This window comes from Simiduia agarivorans SA1 = DSM 21679, from assembly GCF_000305785.2.
GTDB classification, from domain to species: Bacteria; Pseudomonadota; Gammaproteobacteria; order Pseudomonadales; family Cellvibrionaceae; genus Simiduia; species Simiduia agarivorans.
Window position 1 is genome coordinate 875,142 of record NC_018868.3, and the last position, 24,450, is coordinate 899,591.

The 24,450-nt window shown below is 54.1% G+C and carries 22 protein-coding genes, 4 tRNA genes and 1 pseudogene; 13 read left to right on the forward strand and 14 right to left on the reverse strand.

Going from position 1 to position 24,450, the window contains the following annotated elements; genetic code table 11:
- Nucleotides 1-34: 34 nt before the first annotated feature.
- A complete protein-coding gene (locus M5M_RS03980; protein ID WP_015046184.1) occupies nt 35-577 on the reverse strand; it encodes a flavodoxin in 543 nt (180 codons plus the stop codon).
- A gap of 247 nt (nt 578-824) precedes the next feature.
- Between M5M_RS03980 and recQ the strand changes: the two are divergent.
- Both recQ and M5M_RS20640 read left to right on the forward strand, forming a co-directional pair.
- Nucleotides 825-2,615, forward strand: a pseudogene (recQ, locus tag M5M_RS03985) (DNA helicase RecQ); the annotation flags it as partial.
- Nucleotides 2,616-2,660: 45 nt separating this feature from the next.
- Nucleotides 2,661-2,942 (forward strand): helix-turn-helix domain-containing protein, encoded by a 282-nt coding sequence (locus tag M5M_RS20640; protein WP_338057837.1) that lies wholly within the window; start codon nt 2,661-2,663, stop codon nt 2,940-2,942.
- Between the two features lie 9 nt (nt 2,943-2,951).
- Here the strand turns inward: M5M_RS20640 and fghA are convergent, their stop codons facing one another.
- The 3 genes from fghA to M5M_RS04000 all read right to left on the reverse strand — a co-directional run bounded on the left by fghA (nt 2,952) and on the right by M5M_RS04000 (nt 5,487).
- On the reverse strand, nt 2,952-3,791 hold the full coding sequence (fghA, locus tag M5M_RS03990) for an S-formylglutathione hydrolase (protein ID WP_024330229.1): 840 nt from the start codon (nt 3,789-3,791) through the stop codon (nt 2,952-2,954).
- Between the two features lie 11 nt (nt 3,792-3,802).
- A complete protein-coding gene (locus tag M5M_RS03995) occupies nt 3,803-4,909 on the reverse strand; it encodes an S-(hydroxymethyl)glutathione dehydrogenase/class III alcohol dehydrogenase (protein ID WP_015046187.1) in 1,107 nt (368 codons plus the stop codon).
- A 501-nt stretch (nt 4,910-5,410) separates the two neighbouring features.
- A tRNA-Arg gene (locus M5M_RS04000) sits at nt 5,411-5,487 on the reverse strand.
- A gap of 286 nt (nt 5,488-5,773) precedes the next feature.
- Here M5M_RS04000 and M5M_RS04005 point away from each other — a divergent pair.
- The 6 genes from M5M_RS04005 to M5M_RS04030 are packed head-to-tail and all read left to right on the forward strand — an operon-like array spanning nt 5,774 to nt 11,666.
- Nucleotides 5,774-6,265, forward strand: coding sequence for a gluconokinase (locus M5M_RS04005; protein ID WP_015046188.1), 492 nt, complete (start codon nt 5,774-5,776; stop codon nt 6,263-6,265).
- Complete coding sequence (locus tag M5M_RS04010) at nt 6,262-7,518, forward strand: ABC transporter substrate-binding protein (protein WP_015046189.1); 1,257 nt, start codon at nt 6,262-6,264, stop codon at nt 7,516-7,518. Before M5M_RS04005 ends, M5M_RS04010 begins: the two co-directional genes overlap by 4 nt.
- Before the next feature lie 2 nt (nt 7,519-7,520).
- Entirely contained in the window at nt 7,521-8,429 is a 909-nt protein-coding gene (locus M5M_RS04015) for a carbohydrate ABC transporter permease (RefSeq protein WP_211217005.1), read from the forward strand.
- Nucleotides 8,426-9,283 carry a carbohydrate ABC transporter permease gene (locus tag M5M_RS04020; protein ID WP_029879450.1) on the forward strand — a complete coding sequence of 286 codons (858 nt, stop codon included), beginning with the start codon at nt 8,426-8,428 and terminating at the stop codon, nt 9,281-9,283. The genes M5M_RS04015 and M5M_RS04020 overlap by 4 nt, the downstream gene beginning before the upstream one ends.
- Before the next feature lie 3 nt (nt 9,284-9,286).
- Nucleotides 9,287-10,354, forward strand: coding sequence for an ABC transporter ATP-binding protein (locus M5M_RS04025; RefSeq protein WP_015046192.1), 1,068 nt, complete (start codon nt 9,287-9,289; stop codon nt 10,352-10,354).
- Nucleotides 10,344-11,666: a GH1 family beta-glucosidase gene (locus M5M_RS04030; RefSeq protein WP_015046193.1), complete on the forward strand. Its 1,323-nt coding sequence runs from the start codon at nt 10,344-10,346 to the stop codon at nt 11,664-11,666. Before M5M_RS04025 ends, M5M_RS04030 begins: the two co-directional genes overlap by 11 nt.
- A gap of 20 nt (nt 11,667-11,686) precedes the next feature.
- Here the strand turns inward: M5M_RS04030 and M5M_RS04035 are convergent, their stop codons facing one another.
- Nucleotides 11,687-14,065 carry a Lon protease family protein gene (locus M5M_RS04035; RefSeq protein ID WP_016389211.1) on the reverse strand — a complete coding sequence of 793 codons (2,379 nt, stop codon included), beginning with the start codon at nt 14,063-14,065 and terminating at the stop codon, nt 11,687-11,689.
- 229 nt (nt 14,066-14,294) lie between these two features.
- On the opposite strand from M5M_RS04035, the gene M5M_RS04040 reads away from it, so the two are divergent.
- Nucleotides 14,295-14,382, forward strand: a tRNA-Ser gene (locus M5M_RS04040).
- Nucleotides 14,383-14,535: 153 nt separating this feature from the next.
- Here the strand turns inward: M5M_RS04040 and M5M_RS04045 are convergent.
- Entirely contained in the window at nt 14,536-15,090 is a 555-nt protein-coding gene (locus tag M5M_RS04045) for a nitroreductase family protein (protein ID WP_015046194.1), read from the reverse strand.
- 113 nt (nt 15,091-15,203) lie between these two features.
- Here M5M_RS04045 and M5M_RS04050 point away from each other — a divergent pair, with 113 nt between their 5' ends.
- Both M5M_RS04050 and M5M_RS04055 read left to right on the forward strand, forming a co-directional pair.
- Nucleotides 15,204-16,361, forward strand: coding sequence for a coiled-coil domain-containing protein (locus tag M5M_RS04050; protein ID WP_015046195.1), 1,158 nt, complete (start codon nt 15,204-15,206; stop codon nt 16,359-16,361).
- 158 nt (nt 16,362-16,519) lie between these two features.
- Nucleotides 16,520-17,881, forward strand: coding sequence for an adenylate/guanylate cyclase domain-containing protein (locus tag M5M_RS04055; RefSeq protein ID WP_015046196.1), 1,362 nt, complete (start codon nt 16,520-16,522; stop codon nt 17,879-17,881).
- 18 nt (nt 17,882-17,899) lie between these two features.
- On the opposite strand, the gene queF is transcribed toward M5M_RS04055, so the two are convergent.
- The 3 genes from queF to M5M_RS04070 form a co-directional block, all read right to left on the reverse strand.
- A complete protein-coding gene (queF, locus tag M5M_RS04060; protein WP_015046197.1) occupies nt 17,900-18,739 on the reverse strand; it encodes an NADPH-dependent 7-cyano-7-deazaguanine reductase QueF in 840 nt (279 codons plus the stop codon).
- Between the two features lie 79 nt (nt 18,740-18,818).
- Complete coding sequence (locus tag M5M_RS04065) at nt 18,819-19,592, reverse strand: ABC transporter permease (RefSeq protein ID WP_015046198.1); 774 nt, start codon at nt 19,590-19,592, stop codon at nt 18,819-18,821.
- A 1-nt stretch (nt 19,593) separates the two neighbouring features.
- Nucleotides 19,594-20,517, reverse strand: coding sequence for an ABC transporter ATP-binding protein (locus tag M5M_RS04070; protein ID WP_015046199.1), 924 nt, complete (start codon nt 20,515-20,517; stop codon nt 19,594-19,596).
- Nucleotides 20,518-20,589: 72 nt separating this feature from the next.
- Here M5M_RS04070 and M5M_RS04075 point away from each other — a divergent pair, with 72 nt between their 5' ends.
- Nucleotides 20,590-20,985, forward strand: a complete 396-nt coding sequence (locus M5M_RS04075) for a PA2817 family protein (RefSeq protein ID WP_015046200.1) — start codon at nt 20,590-20,592, stop codon at nt 20,983-20,985.
- Nucleotides 20,986-21,389: 404 nt separating this feature from the next.
- Here the strand turns inward: M5M_RS04075 and M5M_RS04080 are convergent.
- Together M5M_RS04080 and M5M_RS04085 are read right to left on the reverse strand one after the other, a co-directional pair.
- Nucleotides 21,390-21,465: transfer RNA gene (locus M5M_RS04080), tRNA-Gly, on the reverse strand.
- Between the two features lie 3 nt (nt 21,466-21,468).
- A tRNA-Glu gene (locus M5M_RS04085) sits at nt 21,469-21,544 on the reverse strand.
- A 232-nt stretch (nt 21,545-21,776) separates the two neighbouring features.
- Here M5M_RS04085 and M5M_RS04090 point away from each other — a divergent pair.
- Nucleotides 21,777-22,550, forward strand: coding sequence for a hypothetical protein (locus M5M_RS04090; protein ID WP_015046201.1), 774 nt, complete (start codon nt 21,777-21,779; stop codon nt 22,548-22,550).
- Here M5M_RS04090 and M5M_RS04095 read toward each other — a convergent pair.
- Genes M5M_RS04095 through msrB form a run of 3 tightly spaced genes read right to left on the reverse strand, consistent with a single transcriptional unit; the run spans nt 22,538 to nt 24,395 of the window.
- Complete coding sequence (locus M5M_RS04095) at nt 22,538-23,284, reverse strand: DUF1499 domain-containing protein (RefSeq protein WP_015046202.1); 747 nt, start codon at nt 23,282-23,284, stop codon at nt 22,538-22,540. The genes M5M_RS04090 and M5M_RS04095 overlap by 13 nt on opposite strands.
- A gap of 29 nt (nt 23,285-23,313) precedes the next feature.
- Entirely contained in the window at nt 23,314-23,985 is a 672-nt protein-coding gene (locus M5M_RS04100; RefSeq protein WP_015046203.1) for a DNA-3-methyladenine glycosylase I, read from the reverse strand.
- On the reverse strand, nt 23,985-24,395 hold the full coding sequence (gene msrB / locus M5M_RS04105; protein ID WP_015046204.1) for a peptide-methionine (R)-S-oxide reductase MsrB: 411 nt from the start codon (nt 24,393-24,395) through the stop codon (nt 23,985-23,987). The genes M5M_RS04100 and msrB overlap by 1 nt, the downstream gene beginning before the upstream one ends.
- Between the last annotated feature and the right edge of the window lie 55 nt (nt 24,396-24,450).

Genomic DNA, 24,450 nt, shown 5'->3' on the forward strand with positions numbered 1-24,450 from the left:
TGGAGACTAGCCAGAACCGGAACTGGCTAAAAAACTAATCGTCGAGATCCTGGATGGGCGAGGTTAGGCCAAGCTCAGCGTGGATCTGCCGGCACCAGCGGTTCAGCCGACCGGCAGTCAGGTCTTCCTGCTGATCCTGATCAATGCCGAGACCCACGAACAGATTCTCACCAGCAACCTGGGCTTTGGAGGCATCAAAATCGTAGCCGTCAGTGGACCAATAGCCGACGATGCGGGCGCCGTTAGGCACGATCACATCGTGCAGCATGCCCATGGCATCCAGGAAGTAATCGCCGTAGCCAAACTGGTCGCCCAGGCCAAACAGCGCCACCGTTTTACCGGTGAAGTCCACCTGACCGACGTCGCCCCAGAAATCCTCCCAATCGGACTGGATCTGGCCGAAGTCCCAGGTGGACAGGCCGAGGATCAGGGTGTCGTAATTGTCGAAGTCCAGCACCGTGATATCAGCCACATCCAGCACATCCACCAGATCAGCTCCCAGGCGGGCCTGAATACGGTAGGCGATTGCCTCAGTATTGCCTTCATCACTGCCAAAAATTAAACCGATCTTTGCCACAATCGCCCCGAATCAGAACCAATAACCGCCATTGCGGTAGCCTTGCACCTGCAAGGAAGCGCCCAATTTGCCTCGGGCAATGATGCGGTGGTTGCGCACCACCCAACGTACAGCCACTTTCACGCTAACCTCGTACTTCTCTACATCTCATAGCGGGCGCGCATTATACCTGTCCCGGGCCAAATTTTAAGCGCCAATTGTTCATTTCAACTCACACCCGGATGACCGGGGCCCGTATAATGCGCCAATGAGCCACGAACCCCTGCACATACTCCAACACACGTTTGGCTATAGCGCCTTCCGCCCCCCACAGGACGAGATTATCGACACGGTGACCCACGGCGGTGACGCCCTGGTCATCATGCCTACCGGGGGCGGTAAATCCCTCTGCTACCAGATACCCTCGCTCGCCCGCGCAGGCTGCGGCGTGGTGATTTCACCGCTGATTGCGCTGATGCAGGACCAGGTCGACGCGTTGGCTCAGCTGGGCGTCAGCGCCGGTTACCTGAACTCTACGTTGAGCCCGACCGAACAGGCCAGTATCGAGCAGGCGCTGGTGGCGGGTGAGCTCGACTTGCTGTACATCGCGCCCGAACGCCTGAACCAGGCGCGCACAATCAACTTGTTGCACCAGGCCAGGCTCGCCCTGTTCGCCATCGACGAAGCCCATTGCGTGTCCCAATGGGGCCACGACTTCCGGGCCGATTATCTGCAGCTGGGCCTGCTGGCAGAAGAATTTCCCGACGTGCCGCGCATCGCGCTCACCGCCACTGCCGATGCCCGCACACAACAGGAAATCATCCATCGCCTGCACCTAGAACAGGCCCGGGCGTTTATTGTGGGTTTTGATCGGCCCAATATTCAGTACCGCATCACGCCCAAGAACAACCCGAAAAAGCAGCTGGTACAGTTTTTACGCAATGAACACCCGGAGGACAGCGGCATTGTGTATTGCCTGTCGCGCAAAAAAACCGAGGAAATTGCCAGCCACCTGCAATCGGAGGGGTTTAACGCCCTGCCCTATCACGCCGGCTTGCCCGCTGAAGTCCGCGCCAGTAACCAGGCCCGGTTTTTACGCGAAGATCAGATCATCATGGTGGCTACCGTTGCGTTTGGTATGGGCATCGACAAACCGGATGTGCGCTTCGTTGCCCACCTGGATTTACCCAAAAGCCTGGAAGCCTATTATCAGGAAACCGGCCGCGCCGGCCGCGACGGCAACCCCGCCACCGCGTGGATGACCTACGGCTATCAGGATGTGATTCTGTTGAGTCAGATGATGGCGCAATCGGACGGCAGTCTCGAACACAAAATTGCCGAGCGGCAAAAACTCGATGCCATGCTGGGTTTGTGTGAGGTCACCAGTTGCCGACGGCAGGTGTTGCTGAATTATTTCGGCGAGCGTGACCACGCGCCCTGTGGAAATTGTGACACCTGCCTGACCCCGGTGGACACCTGGGACGGCACTGAAGCAGCGCGCAAAGCGCTTTCTACCGTGTACCGCTCGGGCCAACGCTTTGGCGTGAGTCATCTGGTGGATATTCTGCTTGGCAAAAGCAATGACAAGATTATCCAGTTCGATCATCAGCAACTGAGTACCTACGGGATCGGCGCGGAACTCGATGCCAACCAATGGCGTTCGGTATTCCGGCAACTGGTGGCCCGTGGTTATCTCGCGGTAGACACCGCAGGCTTTGGCGGACTGAAACTGGATGAAAAGTGCCGGGCACTGCTCAAGGGCGAGGAAACCATCGAACTGCGCCGTGACGTCAAAGACATCAAACAACGCAAAAGCAGCAGAACACAACAACTCGCGGCAGCCGACGAACGCCTGTGGAATGCGCTGCGTGCCACGCGCAAGCGGCTGGCGGAAGAGCACGGCGTGCCTCCCTATGTGGTATTCCATGACGCCACATTGATGGAAATGGTCCGCTATCATCCCACCAGTGAGCAGGCCATGCTGGCCATCAGCGGCGTGGGCGAATCAAAGCTGGCAAAATTCGGCCAAGCCTTTCTCGACACCTTGTGCGAGTTTGACGCACCGGACGACGACAGCAGCGACACCCTGGACGGCACGCTGACATTGCTGCGCTTACACATGACCCCCGCGCAAATTGCTGCGCAACGGGGGCTCACGGAAAACACCATTTACAATCACATGGCAGAGCTGATTCAAAGCGGTCAGATCAGTCTGCGCGAAGCACTCGACATCAATGACGCCGATCTTGCCCGCATGCAGGATGAAATTCTTGCCTATGATGGCGGCGATGAAGGCTTCCGTTTCAAACCTGTGTATGAGGCACTGGACGGCGCGTTTGACTATGGCACATTGAAATGCGTGCGCGCCGCCATCCTGACCGGATAATTTTTCGCTTTATAAATGCGTGTTAAGAAATGCCAGCTGTTCACCCACAAAACTGGCAATGAAAAAATAAGAGTGGTCGTAACCTTCGTGCGCAAAATAATGCAGGGGGTAAGCCTCCGGTGCAGCATCCAGCAGTAACTGTGGCTTGAGTTGCGCGTCCAGAAACTGATCCGCCAAGCCCTGATCAATCCGGATCGGCACGGCTGCCTGATGGTTGCAGGCCAGAATCAATTCGCGCGCATCCCATTGCCTCCAGGCGGCTGAGTCTTCCCCCAAATACGCCGTCAACGCTTTGGTGCCCCAAGGGCACTGACCCGGTGCCACGATCGGCGCAAAGGCGCCAATGGCGGCATAGGTCTGAGGGTTGCGCAGGCCGATAATCAGCGCGCCATGGCCACCCATGGAATGGCCGAAAATCGCCTGCCGGCTGAAGTCCAACGGCAGGTCGCTGTTGCGCAACAGAGTCGGCAGTTCCGCGACCACGTAATCATACATTTGGTAATGGGCAGCCCAGGGTGCTTCACTCGCATTCACATAAAAACCCGCGCCCAACCCCAGATCATAGGCAGCCGCTTCGTCATCCGGCACGCCCTCTCCGCGAGGACTGGTATCGGGCGCCAGAATCGCCAACCCTAACGCGGCAGCGTAGCGTTGCGCGCCGGCCTTGGTGACAAAGTTTTCATCCGTACAGGTTAATCCCGATAACCAGGTGACCAATGGTACCGGCGTAGAAACGGCCTGCGGCGGCAAGTACAGCGAAAACACCATGTCACAATCAAGCACCTGCGACCGGTGACTGAACCGTAGTTGCCTGCCGTCAAAACAGCGTTGTTCACTGATCAGTTTCAAAACACTCTCCATCAATACAGCACCACCGAACGAATACTCTTGCCTTCATGCATCAAATCAAACGCGGTATTGATCTGGTCCAGGGGCATGGTGTGAGTGATCAATTCGTCAATTCTGATCTTGCCTTCCATGTACCAATCGACAATTTTGGGTACATCGGTGCGGCCACGCGCGCCACCAAAGGCCGTGCCCCGCCAGCTGCGACCGGTGACTAACTGAAATGGCCGGGTACTGATTTCTTGTCCGGCGCCGGCAACGCCAATAATACAACTCTGCCCCCAGCCCTTGTGACAACATTCCAGCGCATCGCGCATGACCTTAACATTGCCAATGCATTCAAAACTGTAATCCACACCACCGCCGGTCATTTGCACAAGATGATCAACCAGATTCTCGCAGTCTTTCGGATTGACAAAATCGGTCATGCCAAACTGGCGCGCCAACGCCGCTTTCGCCGGGTTGGTATCCACCCCGATTATGCGCGTGGCGCCCACCATTTTTGCGCCCTGTATGACATTGAGCCCGATACCACCCAGACCGAACACCGCCACCACCGAACCGGGTTCCACTTTCATGGTAAAGGCCACAGCGCCGATACCCGTGGTCACGCCGCAGCCGATGTAACACACCTTATCGAACGGCGCGTCCTCGCGGATTTTCGCCAGGGCAATTTCTGGCAAGACGGTGTAATTGGAAAATGTTGAACACCCCATGTAATGCAGGATGGGTTTGCCGTCGAGGGAAAACCGACTGGTGCCATCCGGCATTACGCCGCGCCCCTGTGTCGTGCGAATGGCCTGACACAGATTCGTTTTCGGGTGCAGACAGTATTCGCACTGGCGGCACTCGGGCGTATACAAAGGAATCACGTGATCACCCGGTTTCAGCGCCTTCACGTCGGGGCCCACATCCACCACCACACCAGCGCCTTCATGACCAAGAATCGCCGGAAATGCGCCTTCGGGATCGTCACCGGAAAGCGTGAACGCGTCCGTGTGGCACACGCCAGTGGCTTTTAACTCTACCAGCACCTCACCGGCCTTGGGGCCTTGCAGGTCCACATCGAGGATTTCCAGGGGCTTGCCAGCGGCTAACGCGACGGCTGCACGGGTCTTCATGACTTTTCTCCTTGTTCTGTTATGGGATACACCATAACGGGTAATAACGCTTAGCGTATAGGGGAAAGGCATGAGATTGCTTGGTGCACAGGGCCGGGAGGAGTTGGTGCTTGCGCGCTGGAGGAAAAGGCGGAAGGCGTCAGTACCACGCCGGCTTGATAGGTGAATCCAGAGGGGTTGATGCGCATGGATGCGCGAATGCCGCGGAGGCAGGACGCCGAGAGCGGCCTCATCCCCGCGGTGTGCCAGCCTATAAACAAAAAGGTGCGACTGGCGTCAGCACCACGCTGTCCTCAGTACCACGCGAGCTTGGCTGGTGCATCGTGAGGGATTGACCGATAAAAGCCTAGGGGCTTTTATCGCCCCTTCGGGACTCGCTTTGCTCGGTCCCAAACGCTGGTCGCGTTTGGTCGAACCCGGAGGGGTTCTCATCCCCGCGGTGTGCCGGCTTAAAAACAAAAAGGCCCCACGCAGTCGCGTGGGGCCTTTTTGTTTTTAAGATGGCGCACCTGAAGGGATTCGAACCCCTGACCGCTCGGTTCGTAGCCGAGTACTCTATCCAGCTGAGCTACAGGTGCGTGTTCAAGCGACGTCGTCGTCTTGAGGCGCGTATACTAGGGATCTGCCCTAGCCGAGTCAAGCACTTTTTTATGGAAAAACTACGTTTTGTTTCAATAGCTTAGGGGCAGATCAAAACACAACCAATCTGGCTGAGCTGCAGCCGGGGTTGCTTGCTTATAGTCTTTATGACATTATGAATACAGAGACTCTCTGCTGCCTTTACAGTCCATAAAACGGTAGCATCGCGGGAATAATCATAAAACTTAGTCGCAGAAAATGGAAAAACCAGTCATAGGGATAGTTATGGGCGTCAGTGGATGTGGAAAGTCCACTCTGGGCGCCGCGTTAGCCGCACATTGGCGCGTACCCTTTTATGAGGGCGACGACTATCACCCGCCAACCAATATAGAGCGCATGCAACGGGGCCAACCGTTGGAAGACTGCCACCGGCTCCCTTGGTTGCATAACTTACGGGAAATCATCCAGAAACACCTGGACCAAAAGTCCTCCGCCGTCATCAGTTGTTCCGGACTTAAACGGATTTACCGGGAATTATTGGGTCGCGAATCCAACCTGTGGTATCTGTGGCTGGACTTGCCTCAACCACTGTTGTCGACACGTCTGCAAAACAGGCACGGGCACTTCATGCCGGCGTCATTACTGCACAGCCAACTAGCCACGCTTGAAGCCCCGACACCGGATGAACAATTCCTGCAACTGGATGCGAGCCAACCCACGCCATTGATGCTTGCCCGTATCGACCAATTGCTGAAGCCCGTCGGGAGCCCATTGTGAAAGCAGTTTTGATTGCGTCGTTTCTGTGCGCACTCGCCGGCTCTTTTTCCTTCGTTGCGCCAAAGCAAACGCAAACAGACACCAGACCCGTGGCCGAGGTAGTCCACTGGTGGACGTCGGGGGGCGAATCGGCGGCCATTCGATCCCTGGCAAGTGCCTATAACACCCGAGGGGGGCATTGGGTCGATACAGCCATAGCCGGTGGTTCAGCCGCGCGCACTACCGTTATCAACCGCATTCTTGGCGGCAGTCCACCCACTGCCATGCAATTTGTTGTAGGCAATGAATTGGACGATCTGATTCATGCGCGCATGGTCAATCACATTGATCGGGTTGCTCGTCAACAGCGCTGGGACCAGGTGCTTTATCCACTATTGGTGGAAAGCGTGGTGCGCAATGGCAAATTCTATGCAATCCCCGTCAATGTGCACGGCGCAAACTGGTTGTTTTACAATAAAAAACTGTTTGATGAACTGGGATTAAAAGAGCCCCGCTCTTGGGACGATTTTTTCCATGCCGCGCGCGTGCTGAAAGCCAATGGTCATATCCCGTTGGCCTTTGGCGGCGAAGCCTGGCAAGAACGCATGACATTCCTCAATATCCTGCTCAGTTACGGCGGCCGGGAATTATATGAAGATGTGCTGAGCTATCGCCGCCCCAGCGCGGTAACCAGTCCCGAATTGGAAAATGTGTTCCGCGCGTTCGCCCGATTGCGGGACCTGGTAGACGAAGGCCATCCGGGGCGCAATTGGAATGATGCTACCAATATGGTGATTACCGGACGCGCCGGCATGCAGTTCATGGGCGACTGGGCAAAAGGCGAGTTCCGGGCCGCCGGCCAGCAAGCCGGCATTGACTATGGGTGTGTGTTGAACCTGGGCAACCAACCGCTGTTCATGGTGGGTGGTGATGCGTTCGGGTTCTCACGCTCTGACGATCCTGCGGTTATACAGGCCCAGGAACTGCTCGCGCTCACCATGATGGACCCACAGACACAGCGCGCGTTCAATCGCGCCAAAGGGTCGCTGCCGGCACGCATGGATATCGAGCCGGAAGGGCTGGACTATTGCGACAAAAAAGGTTTGGACATACTGCGCGATCCAAGCAAACAGGTCCCGGATGTGGTCATGCTGATGACACCGGATCAAAAAGGATTACTGACTGATATCGTGACAGAATTCTGGCACCGGCCATCGATGACGCCAAAAGAGGCGACAGAAAAATTGGCCGCCGCACTGGCAGCGGTAATCTGATCATGCAAGGACCAACATCGCTCCAACGCTGTTTACTTGGCCTGCGCAGAAACCCTGCCTACTGGCTCATGCTGCCACTTTTCGGCATCGCACTGACGGTATTTGTCGGCTGTGTCCTCTACTCGCTGTTATTGTCCTTTACGGATTCGAAACTGCTCCCGAGTTACGTATTTGTCGAGTTCAAACAATACGCGCGGCTGTTTATTTCGTCCAGGTGGACTACCTCGCTGCAGAACCTGATCATTTTTGGTGCCTTGTATATCGTTGGTTGTCTGGTGCTTGGCACCCTGCTGGCCATAGCACTGGATCAGAAAGTCCGGGGAGAAAATTGGTTCCGCACCCTCTTCCTCTACCCGCATGCACTGTCCTATGTGGTAACCGGTCTGGCATGGCAATGGCTCCTGAATCCCGCATTCGGCATACAAGCATTGGTGCGGGATACCGGCTGGGAAAGCTTTACCTTTGACTGGCTGGTTAACAGCGAAACCGTCATTTTTGCCATCATTATCGCCGCGCTTTGGCAGGGCAGCGGTTTTATCATGGCGTTAATGCTCGCCAGTTTGCGCAGCGTCGATCCGGAGATCTGGCGCGCCACGCGCATCGATGGCGTGCCGGCCTGGCGCACCTACTGGTCGGTCGTGCTGCCTTCGCTCGCACCGATGATTACCTTTTGTATTGTACTGCTTGGCGTCTCGGTGGTGAAAAGCTATGACCTTGTGGTTGCCATGACAAATGGTGGACCTGGCATTGCCAGTGAGTTGCCCGCGAAATTTGTGGTAGATCATTTGTTCGAACGCAACAATATCGGCCTGGCCATGGCCGGTGCAGGCATGTTGCTGGTCTCGGTCCTGTGTGCCGCCGCGCCGCTATGGGTATTGGCGGCGATCAGAAAGCGGGGAGCAAACCAATGACAGGCTTTCCACGAATGGGGCGCGTTGGGCTCTACGTTTTTCTATTAATTTCCGCGCTTTACTTCATTGCGCCCTTGTATGTGATTGTCGGCACATCCATGAAAACCATGGCAGAAATCCGTTGGGGCGATATGCTCGCGCTACCGGAATCATTCAATGTCCAGTACTGGCAGCACGCATGGTCCTCAAGTTGCACAGGTCTGAATTGTGATGGTCTGCAGGCCGGCTTCTGGAATTCGGTCAGAATTCTGATTCCCAGTGTGCTGCTATCTGTTTTCATAGGCGCACTGAATGGTTATGCACTCAGCTTCTGGCGCCCGCGGGGTGCCAACTTCCTGATGGCCATTCTCGTGTGTGGCGCCTTCATTCCGTACCAGGTTTTGCTCTACCCATTGGTCCGTATCACCAACGCACTGGATGTTTATGGTTCATTGCAAGGCATCGTACTCGTACACCTGATTTTCAGCCTCCCCATGACCACGCTCATTTTCAGGAACTACTATCTCACTCTGCCGCAGGAGCTGTTTAAAGCAGCAAGGGTCGATGGCGCCGGTTTTTGGCGCATTTTCACCAGTATCGTACTGCCCCTCTCCATCCCTATGCTGGCAGTAGCGACCATTTTACAAGTGACCAACATCTGGAATGACTTTTTACTGGGCTTGATTTTCGCGGGTAAAGAGAATCTGCCCATGACAGTTCAATTGAACAATATCGTGAATTCTCAGTTGGCCGAGAGAACCTACAACACCGATATGGCAGCAACCTTGTTAACCGCTGCCGTTCCTTTGCTGGTTTACTTTTTTTCCGGCAAGTATTTTGTACGCGGCATCGCCTCGGGCGCCGTTAAGGGATAACGCATGACGAACCAGGTCACCATCGAACACCTCTCCATTAAGCACGGCGACCAGTCCATTGTCAGCGATTTATCGCTGACCATCGACGACGGGGAGTTTATCGTTCTTTTGGGACCGTCCGGCTGCGGCAAGTCAACATTGCTGAATGCGATTGCCGGTTTGCTGGATGTAAGCGAGGGCCGGATTTTCATCAGCCAAAAGGATGTGACCCACGCACAACCCAAAGACCGCGGATTGGCCATGGTGTTCCAGTCCTATGCACTCTACCCCACCATGACCGCCGGGGAAAATCTGGCATTTGCATTAAAGGTTGCAGGCCTTAAAAAAACCGACATCAAAGCGCGAGTGGATAAAGCCGCAAAAATACTTCAACTGGAGCCGCTGTTGCAACGCAAACCCAGCCAACTGTCGGGCGGACAACGCCAACGTGTCGCGATAGGCCGGGCACTGGTCAGGGAAAAAGGCGTATTGCTATTTGATGAACCCCTGTCAAATCTGGACGCAAAATTAAGGACCGAGCTTCGACTGGAAATCAAAAAACTTCATCAACTGTTAAAAAATACGTTGATCTACGTAACTCACGACCAAATTGAAGCCATGACGCTGGCGGACCGGATCGCGGTGATGCACAACGGGAAAATAGAGCAGATAGCCACGCCGGCCGTCATTTATCGGGAACCGGCCACCCGCTTCGTTGCGGAGTTCATTGGTTCGCCGGCCATGAACTTTGTTACTGGCGAGGTCTCCGCAGGCAACCCAGCAAGCCAGTTTAATGCTGACGAATTGCAGCTCACGCTCAATGCCGCATACCCGCAAGGGCCTGCGGAACTGGGCATTCGCCCGGAGTCCATTACACCAGAGCTGGATACCCAGGGCGAGTTTACCCTGGAAATTATTGAATACACTGGTGCGGATTGCATTTTATGGTGCAAAAACAACCATCACACCTGGGTCGTCAAAACCCATAGTCAATTCCCAGGCAAAGCCGGCGACAAATTAACCCTGTCATTTGATAACAGCCAGTTTTCCCTTTTCTCTCTCACCACAGGCAAACGGATTTATGCGAACTGAATTTCCGGAATCGTTTCTTTTTGGCGCCGCCACTTCGTCCTATCAAATTGAGGGAGCAACCCATCTGGACGGCAGGGGTGCTTCGATTTGGGATGCTTTTTGCACCCAGCCCGGCAATATCATTGATGCCAGCAATGGCGATATCGCCTGCGATCATTACCATAAAATGGCGACCGACGTCGCGCTGATGCGCGAGCTGAATCTGCAAGCTTACCGCTTTTCCATCGCCTGGCCACGCATCCAACCGGAGGGCAAAGGTAACGCCAATGAGCAGGGCCTGGCCTTTTATGATCGACTGATCGATACATTACTCGCGCACGGCATTGCGCCCTACTGCACGCTTTACCACTGGGATTTACCATTGGCCCTGGGTGAAGCCGGCGGTTGGCTCAATCGCGACACAGCCTACCGCTTTGCTGACTATGCCCACATCATCGGCCAACGATTTGGTGACCGGATTCATACCTTTGCCACGTTAAATGAACCACGCTGTGCCGCCTTCGTCGGGCATTTGGAGGGTCGCCACGCACCGGGTTTAACCTGCCTGAAGAGCACGCTCGTAGCTGCACACCACATGATGCTGGCACACGGAATGGGTATTCAGGCATTAAGGGAAGAAACCCCGGCCAAACTCGGCATTGTGCTCGACCTCAAGCCCTATCACCCCATCGATGACCATCCCGATAATCAGCGCGCGGCTCGCTGCGGTGACGGCATATTCAATCACTGGTTTGCCGACCCACTGTTTGGCAAAGGCTATCCAGAAGAACTGGTGGCGGGATTTGGCGACAACATGATGGCGTTTGATGACGCAGACCTGAAAACCATCGCCCAGCCCATGGATAGCCTGGGTATCAACTACTACACTCGCAGCTTGACGCGATTTAATGACAAAAAGCCCTTCCCTCATGCAGAGGAAGTACGCAACCCAGGTGCAGCCTATTCCGACATGGGATGGGAAATTTATCCCGATGGCTTAACGGAAATGCTTACCCGTTTTCATCAACGCTACAAAGTGAAAGACTATTATATTGCCGAAAACGGAGGCGCCTTTCCTGACCACAGAATTGTCGACGGTCAAGTACAAGACAACGACCGCACGGAATACATGCAGCGTCACCTGCAGGCGCTGGCCGCAGCAATGGGCAAAGGAGTGCCGGTATCGGCCTATCTGGCCTGGTCATTGATGGATAATTTTGAGTGGGGCCTGGGCTACACCAAACGCTTCGGCTTGGTCCATGTGGACTACGACACCTTGGCTAGGACCCCCAAATCAAGCGCTATTTGGTACCGCAATTTTATTGCCGGATAACCGGCAATAAAGCGACAACATTACTTTGCCAATGCCGACAGCGCCTTCAACCTCGCAAGCGCTGCGGCATGGATACTGCCCTTTGTAAATCCGCCAGCCGGCAGGAGCTCACCGGCATCCTTATCAAGTAAAATGGCCAATGCCTGATCAATATGATCGACGGCATAAATGGCAAACCGGCCTTCCGACACCGCCTGACATACGTCATCATCCAGCTGAAGATTAATCAGATTGGTGCGCGGAATTATCACACCTTGCCGTCCGGTCAGACCACGGTCTTCACACAAGCGATAGAAGCCTTCTATTTTTTCGTTGACGCCTCCGATGGATTGCACTTCGCCATGCTGATTCATGGATCCTGTTACTGCCAGGGACTGATCAACAGGTAAGCCGGTAGCCGCTGAAATCAACGCACAGGCTTCGGCCATGGATGCGCTGTCTCCATCCACCAGGCCATAGGACTGTTCCAGCGCAATATTGGCAGAGATAGAAAGTTGGAAGTGCTGACCGTAGGTGTGGCCTAAAAAGCCGGTCAGAATCATGACGCCTTTGGAGTGTATGGCACGCCCCAATTCAGCTTCGCGTTCAATATCGGTCACACCCTGTTTGCCCGCATAAACGGTAGCGGAAATCCGCGCCGGGGTACCAAAGGAAGTGTCACCAACAGATAGCACGGTCAGCCCGTTGATCTTACCAACCGCCCAACCGTCTGTACTGATCAGAATCTGGCGTTCCTGTATTTCTTCTAACATTGCCTCGCTGATACGCCCGGTGCGATTGCGCTTTGCCAATTGTGCCGCCCGGATATGATGAGACCGGATGTCGCCGGTACCGCCTTGCTGTCGCCACAAATAACAAGCCTCGTCCAGCAACTCGTTCCATTGCTGGATATTCGCCGACAGTTTTTTCTGGTGTTCGGCGTGGCGCAATGCCGTTTGTCCCAATACAGCCACCGCGTCATCCGCAATAGGAGGATAATTCAGCCGTTTGCCTCTTTCTCGCACGAGGCTACTGAACGCGGCCAGATTGGCATCATCACATTTCAGTGTGCGATCAAAATCCGCCAGCACCCGGAATAACTCGGAGAACTCTTCATCGTATTGTTGCAACGTGTAGTAGATTTCCGGGCTACCCAATAAAATGACTTTGACTTTCAAGGGGATTTTTTCGGGTTGCAGATTGTAACTGGCACCCGCCGACAATTCCGACAGCGGGTGCTCTATCTGCACCTGCTGGGTTTTCATTACCAATTTGAACTGTTGCCAGATATGGGGCTGAGCTAATAATTTTTCCGCATCAAGCACCAGGTAGCCGCCATTGGCGCGGTGAAATGCACCCGGGCGGATCATCCGATAGTTGGTGTGCAACATGCCTTGCGCCATGGCGTAATCAACCGCCCCGAATAAATTCTGAAAACTCGGGTTCTGTTCATAGATAACCGGCGCACCACCGTGTACATCCCGTTCCTCCAACAGATTGGGAAGGAATTTCCGTTCCAACTTGCGACGGAACTTGCGGTCATCCGGGTCCTCATCCTCCTCATTGGCGAGAATTTCCAGCAAGGTGTCTGCGATATGTTCTTTAACGTTTTTCAGGTACTTCTGGACACCCAGATGGCTACCCCACTCACGGCCCAACTCCTTTAACAAGGGTTTGACCACCTGATCAATGGTGGCGTATTTGAGTTCGCGCAACTGATCGACTGCCTCGCGCTTCCAGAGAGGAAGCTCCAACAGTTGCTCGGTTAAGCGTTCTTCCAACTCGGCCAAAAGGCGGTAAAAATGCTCCCGCTCCTCCTCTGACAAGGCAGCAAACTGGGCGTCATCAATAGCCTGGCCATCCACCAGCGGGGCAAAAGTGACATTGCCCTCCTCCTCGTACAGGCCCACATTGTTAGCCAACGCCAATTGCTCCACGCCGGCAATTGCCTCTTCGTAACGACGCTGAAAATGGCGGTCGATTTGTTTCTTCTTGCGCTGGTAGGCCGGGTTTTCGAATACCTCAGGGAACAACGCAATGAGCTCATCAATAAACCGGTTGATCCGGGTGATCAGCTGTTTGCCCTCACCGGGGTTAAGCCAAAGCGCGAGCGGCGCATGGGGATTGTCAAAATTGTTGATATAACACCACTCGGCGCCGGCTGGCAGATTGGCAGCGTGGGCCTCCAGGGATTGCTTGATCAGCGTTCGCCGCCCGGTGCCGGATTCACCTACCGCGAAGATATTGAAGCCCTGGATGTCCATAGATAGCCCGAACTCAAGCGCCTCCCGCGCCCGCTGGTGCCCAATGACCCTGAGATCCGCCGGCTCGGTTTCCGGCTGTGCTCCACACAGGGAAGGCGTTATGGTTCGTCCTAATTGTTCAGGTGTCAGGAGGCACTGCTGCTTAGCCTTCGACATGGGGCATCCTTATGCGATCACAATAGCCTAAGCATACACCCATCAAGGGCCAGCTTGGCAAGCCCGGCCCCAACAGCACCATTGCACGCTAAGTGTTTATTTTTTAACCCATTTTCATCATTTCATTGATGTAAGTCCGGGTGCCAAGAAGCCTTGCTTTCGCCCCGACCTTTGTGTAGAGTTGCGCCCTCTTTGACAAGGGCCCCATCCGGCCTGGTCAGACATCTTCGGTGAGGTGTCCGAGTGGTCGAAGGAGCACGCCTGGAAAGTGTGTATATCGAAAGGTATCGAGGGTTCGAATCCCTCCCTCACCGCCATATAAAAAAAGGCCCGCCTGCAAAGGCGGGCCTTTTTTTATATGGCGGTGAGGGCGTGATAAGAAACCTCGCAGGGTTCGACTGATTCGCCCGGAGCGAATCAGAGCAGCGGCAACCGCCGCTGGGGCGAAGCCCAGAGCCCACCCTCAAAAATCACCAGGACTGAAAGAAATCCCCAGCATCCAGTGAAGGGGCCTCTCTGAAGCCAGATTCCGGTGTTCCCAAATACAAAAAACCGACAATCTGATCGTCCTCCGCGAGGCCTAATGCCTTATGCAAAGGCCGGCTGAAAGCCAGATCGCCCGTGCGCCAGTAGGCTCCCACACCCAGCGCATAAGCGGCGCTGAGCATGTTTTGTACAGCACATCCCGCAGAAATGAGCTGTTCATCACGTGGCACTTTCGGGTGATCCACGATTCTGGCAACGGCAATGGTCACCATCGGCGCGCGCAATGGCATCGCGCGAAATCGCTCCTGCTGGGCTTCGCTGAGTCCAGGATCACTTTCCAATGCGGCCTGGCAAAACAGATCGCCCAGGGCACTCAACCGATCACCACTGACCTCAAGAAAGCGCCAAGGCCTCAGATTCGCGTGATCTGCCGCTCGCAGGGCCGCCCGACGCAATGCGTCCAATTGCTTGTCATCCGGCGCAGGTGCTTTCAGCTTCCCCACCGATACCCTCTGCGTCAGCGCCCTAATCGCATCCATCATCGCCTCTTGGTTGTTTGGCTCAAAACCGGCATCTTACCAGCGCAAAAAGTGGCTGCGCGACACCTTATCTACCATAATGGAATAAAGCGGCCGTTTTTAAGGTTGGCACAATGGCCATAGACAACTGGATGATATACACAGCTATCGAGGTAATCCTCGTGCTGCTCGTCCTGTGTGGGCTGTTACTGTTTCACGCCAAAGGCCTCAAAGCCGCGATTCAGGCCCTGCAAAACCGGCTGTCTCAGGCCCTCAGTGAGCTGAAGGCGGCAAAACTTGCCCAAAATAGTCAACCTGCTGACATAGATGAGTCTCTGCAAGCCCAGATTGCCGATACCGAAGCGTTTCATGCTCAACAAAACCCCGATCGATCGATCGAGGCTGATCTGGCGCCAGATAGCCCCCCTGCCCGACTCGCCGCGGCCCTGAGACATCGCTTCCTGAAAACGGAGCAAGCGGCGCATCGACAGGGCGTACACGATTGGGACCAGTTGGTCCAGGCTTACCAACCCATGCTGGACAGCAAAAAAGCCCCCTCCCAGGAACCCTTGCAAGATAACCCCACACCTGACCCCGGTGCGTTGAGTTACGAAGAACAGCGCCATGAAATCGCGCGCTTCAAACGACTCTTCACCACCATGGAGGGCCAGTGGAAAGAGGCCAAAAACAAGGCCGAAGGCTATTATCAGGAACTGATCCGTTTGATTGGCAGCACAGAGGACCCGGCACAGCAGGCGCTCAAAGCCCTGGCCGAATCCGAACTGGCCCAGCTGAGCCAACAACAGGTACCTGTGCCTGCCCGATCGGCCGATGGACCCAACCGGGATGACCTCGACCACCTGAAATCAGAAAATGCCGCCCAACGCGAACAAATAGAACAACTCAAGGCCCGACTGGCTGACCTTCCAGAAGGCGATCAGACCGGGCTTATCGGGGATCTCGAGCGACAACTGGAGAAACAGCTCCGCCTGATGCAAGAATCAGAAGTGTGTATAGAACTGCTCGAACAAGAGATAGCCGGGCTCAATAAAAAACTGGCTGAGTCCAAATCCGATCTGCCAGACTCACCCAACATAGACAAATTATTCAAAGAAAAACAACAACTTAGCAAAAAAATCCAACAACTTGAGGGAGAGAACGAACAACTTGTGGGGCTGGCAGAAGCCGCCGATGCAGAACAGCGCCGGCGATTAGCTGAAAAAGACGCTGAAATAGGGAAATTGAAGAAAAAGCTGGTGCAAATGATCAAGGCCAATAAATCGGAAAATTAACGCGAATAACGCATTAAAGCTGCCAGTGCTTATTTCACCAAGCAATAGACTTTTGACGCCAAAACCCATTTAATAGGCGATTGAATAGGGGAAATTCACCAGGGATAGGCGACTCCGGAAAAAACAACTATATTCGGGACTTAGGGCCAACCTGCTTAATGACCAGCTCAGAATCAACGCCGCTGTTTCAGTATTATTTCCGTGCACTCATCTGTTTTGCCGCAGCCGGAACACTGGCCGCCGAAATCGATTGGAATAGCATTGATGTCCTCAAGCCCCTGTTTGTGGTCGTACTCCTCGCCTACACCTACGGCGCCTACTACCTGACCAAGCGCTTCAGCGGCGATCAACTGCTGACCCTGACCAAAGCATTAGCCTGGACCGACGCAGGCCTGATTGGCGTCTCTCTCAGCCTGGTTAACTTCAGCCTGTTACCCTGCATCCTGTTTCTCACCATGATTCAGTTCAATGCGCTACTTAATGGCGGATTGAGAAAATGGGGCGAAGACAATGCGGCCTTTCTTGCGGGCATTCTGCTCAGCTTTCTGATTTACGAACCCCAATGGGTTCTGTCTGGCACCCTCGAAATCAGCGCCGCCAGCCTGATCGGCGTCATCACTTATTTTTGTGCCTACGCCCTGTTCACCCATTCGCGCATGAGCAAGCTTGGCCTTGAGACCCAACGCCTGGAGCAGGAACAACAGCTGCACAAGATGCGAACCTATAAGTTGTCCCGCTACCTGCCCCCGCCCGTATGGAAAGCCATCAATGAAGGCAGAGATAAGTCACTACAAACCGAGCGCAAACGCCTGACAGTATTTTTTTCCGACATCAAGGACTTCAGTGAGCTGGCGGAAGAGATGGAAGCGGAAGCGCTGACCGACCTGCTGAACACCTACCTGACGGATATGACCAAAATCGTTCAGCAGTTTGGCGGTACCATCGACAAGTTTATGGGCGACGGTATTATGGTGCTGTTCGGCGACTCGGCATCTAAAGGTGTAAAACAAGACGCCCTGCGGTGCGTTGCTATGGCCATTGCCATGAAAAAACGCATGAAGACTTTGCAGCAACACTGGCATCACCAGGGTGTTAAACGGCCCCTGCAGATCCGCATGGGCATCAATACCGGTTACTGCACCGTTGGTACATTCGGTACTGCCAACCACCTGGATTACACGGCGCTCGGCGCCCACGTAAACCTCGCCAGCCGGCTTGAATCTGCCGCAGAACCCGGTGAAATCCTCGTCTCACATGAGACCTGGGGCCTGGTGAAAGACACGATCATGTGTCGCGACAAGGGCAACGTATTGGTGAAAGGTTTCAGCCACCCAATAAAGGTGTATCAGGTGGTCGATCTGCGTAAGAATCTGGGCGCCAACCAGAGTTACTTCGAACAGAATCTCGAAGGATTCACCATGTACCTCGACATGGAAAAAATCCGCAACTTTGACAAGGAAAAGGTGCTGGAAGCCCTGGCGGAAGTGTCTGAAAAACTGCGCGACAAAATCATCCCCTGATTGCCACGGCAGTGAATATCACTGACGCACTAACCGCAAAACCTCGGGCTGCTCTCCACAATTGCTTCGCCAGGGATTTATATCCAAGCCGCCCCGCCGGGTATAACGGGCGTAGACCGTGAGTTTTTCCGGCGTACAACGGCGCAGTATGTCCAGAAAAATTCGTTCGACACAATGCTCGTGAAAATCCCGGTGCTGGCGATAGGATACGATATAACGCAGCAGTGAAGTCCGATCAATGGCCGGCCCGGTATAGTGTACGTAGAGACTGGCCCAGTCGGGCTGACCAGTGACCGGGCAATTGGACTTTAGCAGATCCGAACATAGCGCTTCTTGCACGGTTGGTGCGTTCTCAACCCGCGCCAGCAAACCCGCATCCGGCTGATAAACATCACAGTCCACCGCCAGCTCATCGATGGACTCGGCAGCAAAATGCCCCATCCCCATCGACAACCCCTGCTTCATTGACAGGCACCGCACCATGACCGGCGCGCCGCAAGCGTCGGTTAAATCCTTTTCCATCAGCTTCGCCACAGTCTGCATGGAAGAGAATCGCGACTGATTGAAACTGTTCAGATAGAGCTTGAATGATTTGGACTCAACAATAAATTCGCTGGTGCAGGGAAACTCGAACTCGGCCATGGCCACACACGGTTTTCCTCTGTCATCCAGCCATGAAAGCTCATAGGCGGTCCAGCGATCGGCACCCTTGAACGGCAGCAAGTCTCCCTCTAACTCAAGCGCCTGACGGGCAAGCGCGCGGGGAATAGGATCCAGCAGTGACGCGTCGTAACTATCCTTGTAATCCGAGGATTTCCCCAAGTGTGACGGACCGTGGTTTTCAATAACACCAGACATGACATTCCACTCTGTAAACCGGCTATTGCACCAGTAAATCGGCACAATGAACCAAAGTAAAGTAACTTGGGATTAACGGCTAACTACGCAGACGCTTACCATGGTTCAACAACCACAAAGACCAGACAAACAGCCCAAGAATAAACACCAGCACCCCCCCTATGGACAAGGCCACACTGACATCGCTCACGCCCAGAATACCGTAGCGAAAACTATTCACCACATAAAGAATCGGGTTCAGCTGCGACACACCCTGCCAGAACTCAGGCAATAAATCGATGGAATAAAAAACACCACCCAAATAAGTAAGAGGTGTAAGAACAAACGTCGGTATAATGGAAATATCATCAAAGCTGTTGGCAAACACGGCATTGATCAGCCCCATCAGACTGAATAACACACTGGTTAACACCACAATGGTAACCGTGACCCCCACATGATGAATTTTCAGGTCGGTAAACAGTAATGATAACAGCGTAACAATCACACCCACCGCCAGACCACGGCTGACACCGCCGACAATATACCCAGCCAGAATGACGTAGTTCGGCGTCGGAGATACCAACAGCTCTTCAATACTGTGCTGGAATTTGGCACTGTAAAAACTGGACACCACATTGGAATAACTGTTGGTCAGAACCGACATCATGATCAGACCGGGCACCACAAACTCCATGTAGGAAAACCCGCCCATCTCGCCAATCCGCTCGCCAATCAGGGCCCCAAAAATCACAAAATAGAGCGCCATGGTAATCGCGGGCGGCAATAAAGTCTGGACCCATATGCGGGTAAAGCGGCGAATCTCTTTGCGGACGATGGTTGAAAAACTGATCCATTGGGCTTGAGCCTGCATGTCATTGGCCCCCTTTTGCAATCAAGGATACAAACATTTCTTCCAGCCGGTTGGCCTTATTGCGCATACTCAACACCGTAATCGAATGTTGCTCCAATGCGGCAAACACCGCATTCAGCGACTGTCCTTTTTCGACTGCCACCTCAATACTGTGCTCATCGCGTAGTTGAGTACCGTAGCCCTCAATGACGGGCGCAGCAGTCAGCGTCTCTGCCACATCAATAATAAACACCTCTTTATTGAGTTGTTTAAGCAACGCTTTAATGCTCGTCTGCTGAACGATTTCGCCCTTATCGATGATCGCCACATTACGACAAAGGCTCTCCGCCTCCTCCAGGTAATGAGTGGTGAGAATGATCGTGGTGCCCTGCGCATTAATACCCTCCAGGAATTCCCACATGGAGCGTCGCAGTTCGATATCAACGCCCGCGGTCGGCTCATCGAGGATTAACAACCTGGGTTCATGGATCAGTGCTCGGGCAATCATCAGCCGCCGCTTCATACCACCCGACAAATTGCGCGAAGGCTCGTCGCGTTTATCCCACAATCCGAGTTGACGCAGGTATTTTTCTGCACGCTCGCGCGCGAGCCTGGCGGGCAACCCGTAGAAACCGGCTTGATTAATGACAATATCCTGCACTTTCTCGAACTGATTGAAATTGAACTCCTGCGGCACCACACCCAGCAACTGCTTAGCACCGGAGAAATTTTCGTCGATATCGATACCAAACACCTTCACCGAGCCCGCAGACTTGCGCACCAAAGAACAGAGAATACCGATGGTGGTGGACTTGCCGGCACCATTGGGCCCCAGCAGCGCATAAAAATCACCAGGCTGAACCGATAAACTGATTCCTTTCAGAGCCTGAAACCCATTAGGATAGATTTTCTGCAAGTTGTCGATGGTCAATGCGGACTGTGTCAAAATAGCTCCTTTGGCCGCAAGGTATTTGCAACCTTGAATTAATGCCTGAACGCTCCATCAGAGGATTCAAAATTGGAAACCCGGCTAGATTACCTGGCGTACCATAAACACCTGATCGCCCAACTTGCCCAAAGAGCAACTGAATTGCTTGAATCCGCGCCTTTTCGCGAAGAAGCTCACAGCGATCTGTCTAAACGTCTCACCGCACTGGTCAACGCAAGCCCGGATGATGCATTTTACACCGAAGGCCAAGCCTGTCTCTGTAAAATCATTGCGGCCTGGCCACAGTTGACGTCCTCTGTTGCCCGGGATTTGCTGTGGTTTTTCGGCGGAGATTGTCTGCAATTCATGCCGGACGATGAGATCAGGCAATTCCAGACGTTAGACGAGGCCCGTTTCGAGGCCGAGTCCACAGGTGATACGCCGGATTATGGCAAACTACGCCAACAGATATTTGGGCTGCATTGAGAATATCAAGGATCAAAAAGGCGGCTGGTCACTCGTGACCCGTTGCTGACAGATTTGAGGGTACAGCGCTGGTGCGCCCTTTCGAACTGGTCGGCCCGAGAGCGTGATACACAATTTGTGAGAAGGAGATCGAAGTGGAAAACACGGTCGCGGCACGTAGCCGTTGTACGTCGCCACGAACTACCAGGCCAGCAGCCTGATACCCAATTTCTGTAGGAAAATTGGAGCGGGTAACACGGTCGCGGCGCGCAGCCTCGAACTCGTCAGGCCCAGGGCCTGATACCCCATTTCTGTAGGAAAATTGGAGCGGGTAACGGAAAAACCGTTCCTAGGAACACAAGTACATTCTGGCAATGTACTCAGGGCTTTCGCCCTACCCCCTGCACTACGGCCTGGAGTTAAATTGGAGCGGGTAACGAGGTTCGAACTCGTGACCTCGACCTTGGCAAGGTCGCGCTCTACCAGCTGAGCTATACCCGCAAATGGCGTCCCCTAGGGGAGTCGAACCCCTGTTACCGCCGTGAAAGGGCGGTGTCCTAGGCCTCTAGACGAAGGGGACCCTGGACCTTCCACAGCAGCCTCTGCCGTCGAAGTGGGGCGCATTCTAAGTAGGTGGTGCGAACCTGTCAACTCCTTTGTAAAACTTTTTACACTTTTGGAAACAATGACTTACGGTGCACAGCCAAACAGGAGTATGGCGCGAAATCCCACCAACGCGCCAGAAAATGACTATACTGACAGGCAAAGTCTGCACAGACCGCTCAGAGCGCCAAAAAGGAACCCCCTACCGCATGTCAGCTATCTATATTGTTGCGGGCATCATCGCCGTCATCGGGGCGATCATCTGCTACCTGTTCATCACCCAGAGTCTGGAGAAAAAGCGCAAGCAGCGCGAACGGCTGATTCGGGCACTGCACCAGCGCGCAAAAGTTTTCCGCTATATCCTGAGCGGTTTTCCGCCCAATTTCCTCACCAAAGAACTGACGCTACTGGTGCAACGGTGTCTGACCGACGTGCTCCAGCAACTGGCGCAGCTGGAACCCAAGGAAAGGTCCCATGTGGAAGAAATCGCCATGGTGGCCAACCTCATGCAAACAACCCAGCAGCGGCCCGATGATGGCAAGCGCCCCACCCTGCAAAGTCAGGCCCAGGTGAAGGATGTTAAAACCCATTTACAGGAATTGTATAAATTTCTGATGCACCTGCAAAAACGCGGAACCATTAAAAAGGTAGAGGCAGACGATTTTGGCGAGCAGATAAAATTATTGGTACTGCAGATTTCCATTGACGCTTATATTCTGCAGGCGAAAGCCGCCAAGCAAGGCGATAAACCCAAGCTCGCGCTACATTACTTTGGCTTAGCTAAAAAATTGATCGAAAAAGACGAAACCGGCAAATTCCAGACAACGCTGCTTAAGCTCAACAAGATTATGGCGGAACTGGAAGCCGTGGCAGCGCCGGATGGAGCCCTGCCGACCCCCGATGAGGAAGCCGGCGAAGACAAAGCCTGGGATGAGCTGAAAAGCCAGGACAGCTGGAAAAAGAAAAACGTTTACGACGAATGAGCGGCTTTCAGCGCAGCCAGCAATCGCTCGATGCGCGCTGCGTTGGCGCCCAGGTCGCTTCTGCCAACACGGGATACTGATCGCACATCCACACGGGTTCCCAGATCCGTCGCAGCCAGCCGGATAACCACATCGTCTTTAAACCCAAACAGCAGGGTCTCTTCATAGGCCTCGATACGCCCCACTTCGCGGTCGGCCTGAACCAAATGCCATCCGAGCGACTCGATAACGGACAGTGTTGTGTCAAACACCTGGGCGGGTGGAGCGGCAAGCATCAAGGGTTGCAGTTGCGTGTAATAAGCTTGCTGCTGGGCACGGACGTCGGGCCCGGGCACATCCAACGAATTAATCCGCTCAACATCCAGGCCATAGGCAGCCACGAACTCCGGCGGATTCTCCAGATCAGTAGAGATATTATGGATTTGAGGCACACCCAACCCCTTGCCCACCATCGCCAGCACAGCCACCACCGGCAACGCGCCCAAAGCCAAAGTTAAGCCCAATGGCTTCAATTGCGCTTTTTTTCCCATCAAGGCGCAAATCACCAATAACACCAGCGCAACGGCGGTTAACAGGACAACAGCCTGAATGCCGTAGTAAAAAGACATAAACGCGGGCCGGAAGGAAAGCAATTCGAACTTATGGGTCAGCATACCCAACAGTAATACTGCCAATAGCAGCAGCTGCAGCTTCATAACCCAGTTTGCCCAGGGGCGTTGCGATGATTCAGACATAATGTCTCCTTGAGTGGCGTTTTACGCCGTTAACTGAATACCGTCATGGACAATATCCGGCTCAGGTGAGCCAGCGGCAATCCGGTTTCTTGCTGCCAGGTATTAAATACTTCCTGTACTTGAGCGAGTGCCTTTTGCGAACTGGGCTTCTTATCGACCACCTGATCATAGACCAGAGCCGCGACCACGTCGTTGGTCAATATAAAGGTGTCTTTGCCGACCATGCGCAAAAACCGAGCAGCGGAATCCCCGCCGAGCTGGGCGCCGTGCTTTTTCAGATAGCCCCAAAGCCCGACAATATTGTCCGTTGGCCATTCAGCTAAAAAACCACCAACGCTGCCCGCTTCCCTGCTGATTTGACGCACAATCATGGCATTGGTCCGCACCGCGCGGATTTTTCCCAGATGGCGAATAATCGTCTTGTCCGCCGCTAACCGCTCAAGCTGCTCGTCGGACAGCAACTCCAGCTTGGCGGGATCAAAATGCCAGAACGCTTTTTCAAACGCCGGCCAGCGCGCGTCCACAACGCTGTGCTTGAGTCCCGCACGGAATATACGCCGGCTCATTTCTGAAAGATACCGGTCATCGGAGACCGCTTTAAGCGCGGCCTCGGTTTTAACCTCCGGTAGCAAGGCGTCAACGGCCGATGCGCCCCCTTTATGCAGCTCGGCAATAGCCATTATTTCGCCAAATGATCGCATCAGCTATCCGCCTGCTTGTCGTCGGCATGCAATACAGATGCAGAATTAATACAGTAGCGCTCACCGGTGGGAGCAGGACCATCGGGAAATACATGCCCCAGGTGACAGCCACAGGCTTTGCAAGTCACCTCAGTTCGCACCATGCCGTGACTGGTGTCCATGATTTCCTTGATCACCCCCTTGTTGACCGGGGCATAAAAACTGGGCCAGCCACAGCCGGCATCGTACTTGGTCGAGGCGTCAAACAATCGCTCCCCACAACACCGACAGAGATATTCACCCGGGCGCTGGTCGGCCCAATACCGACCGGTAAAGGGTCGCTCGGTGCCCTTCTGGCGACAAATGGCAAACTCTTCAGGTGTGAGCTTGTCGCGCCAAAAATCGTCGTTATTTTTGCTATCTTCTGCCATAATCCGGCCCCTTAAAGAACAAATGCGCAACAAAGCGCTAACCTTTACTCACTCA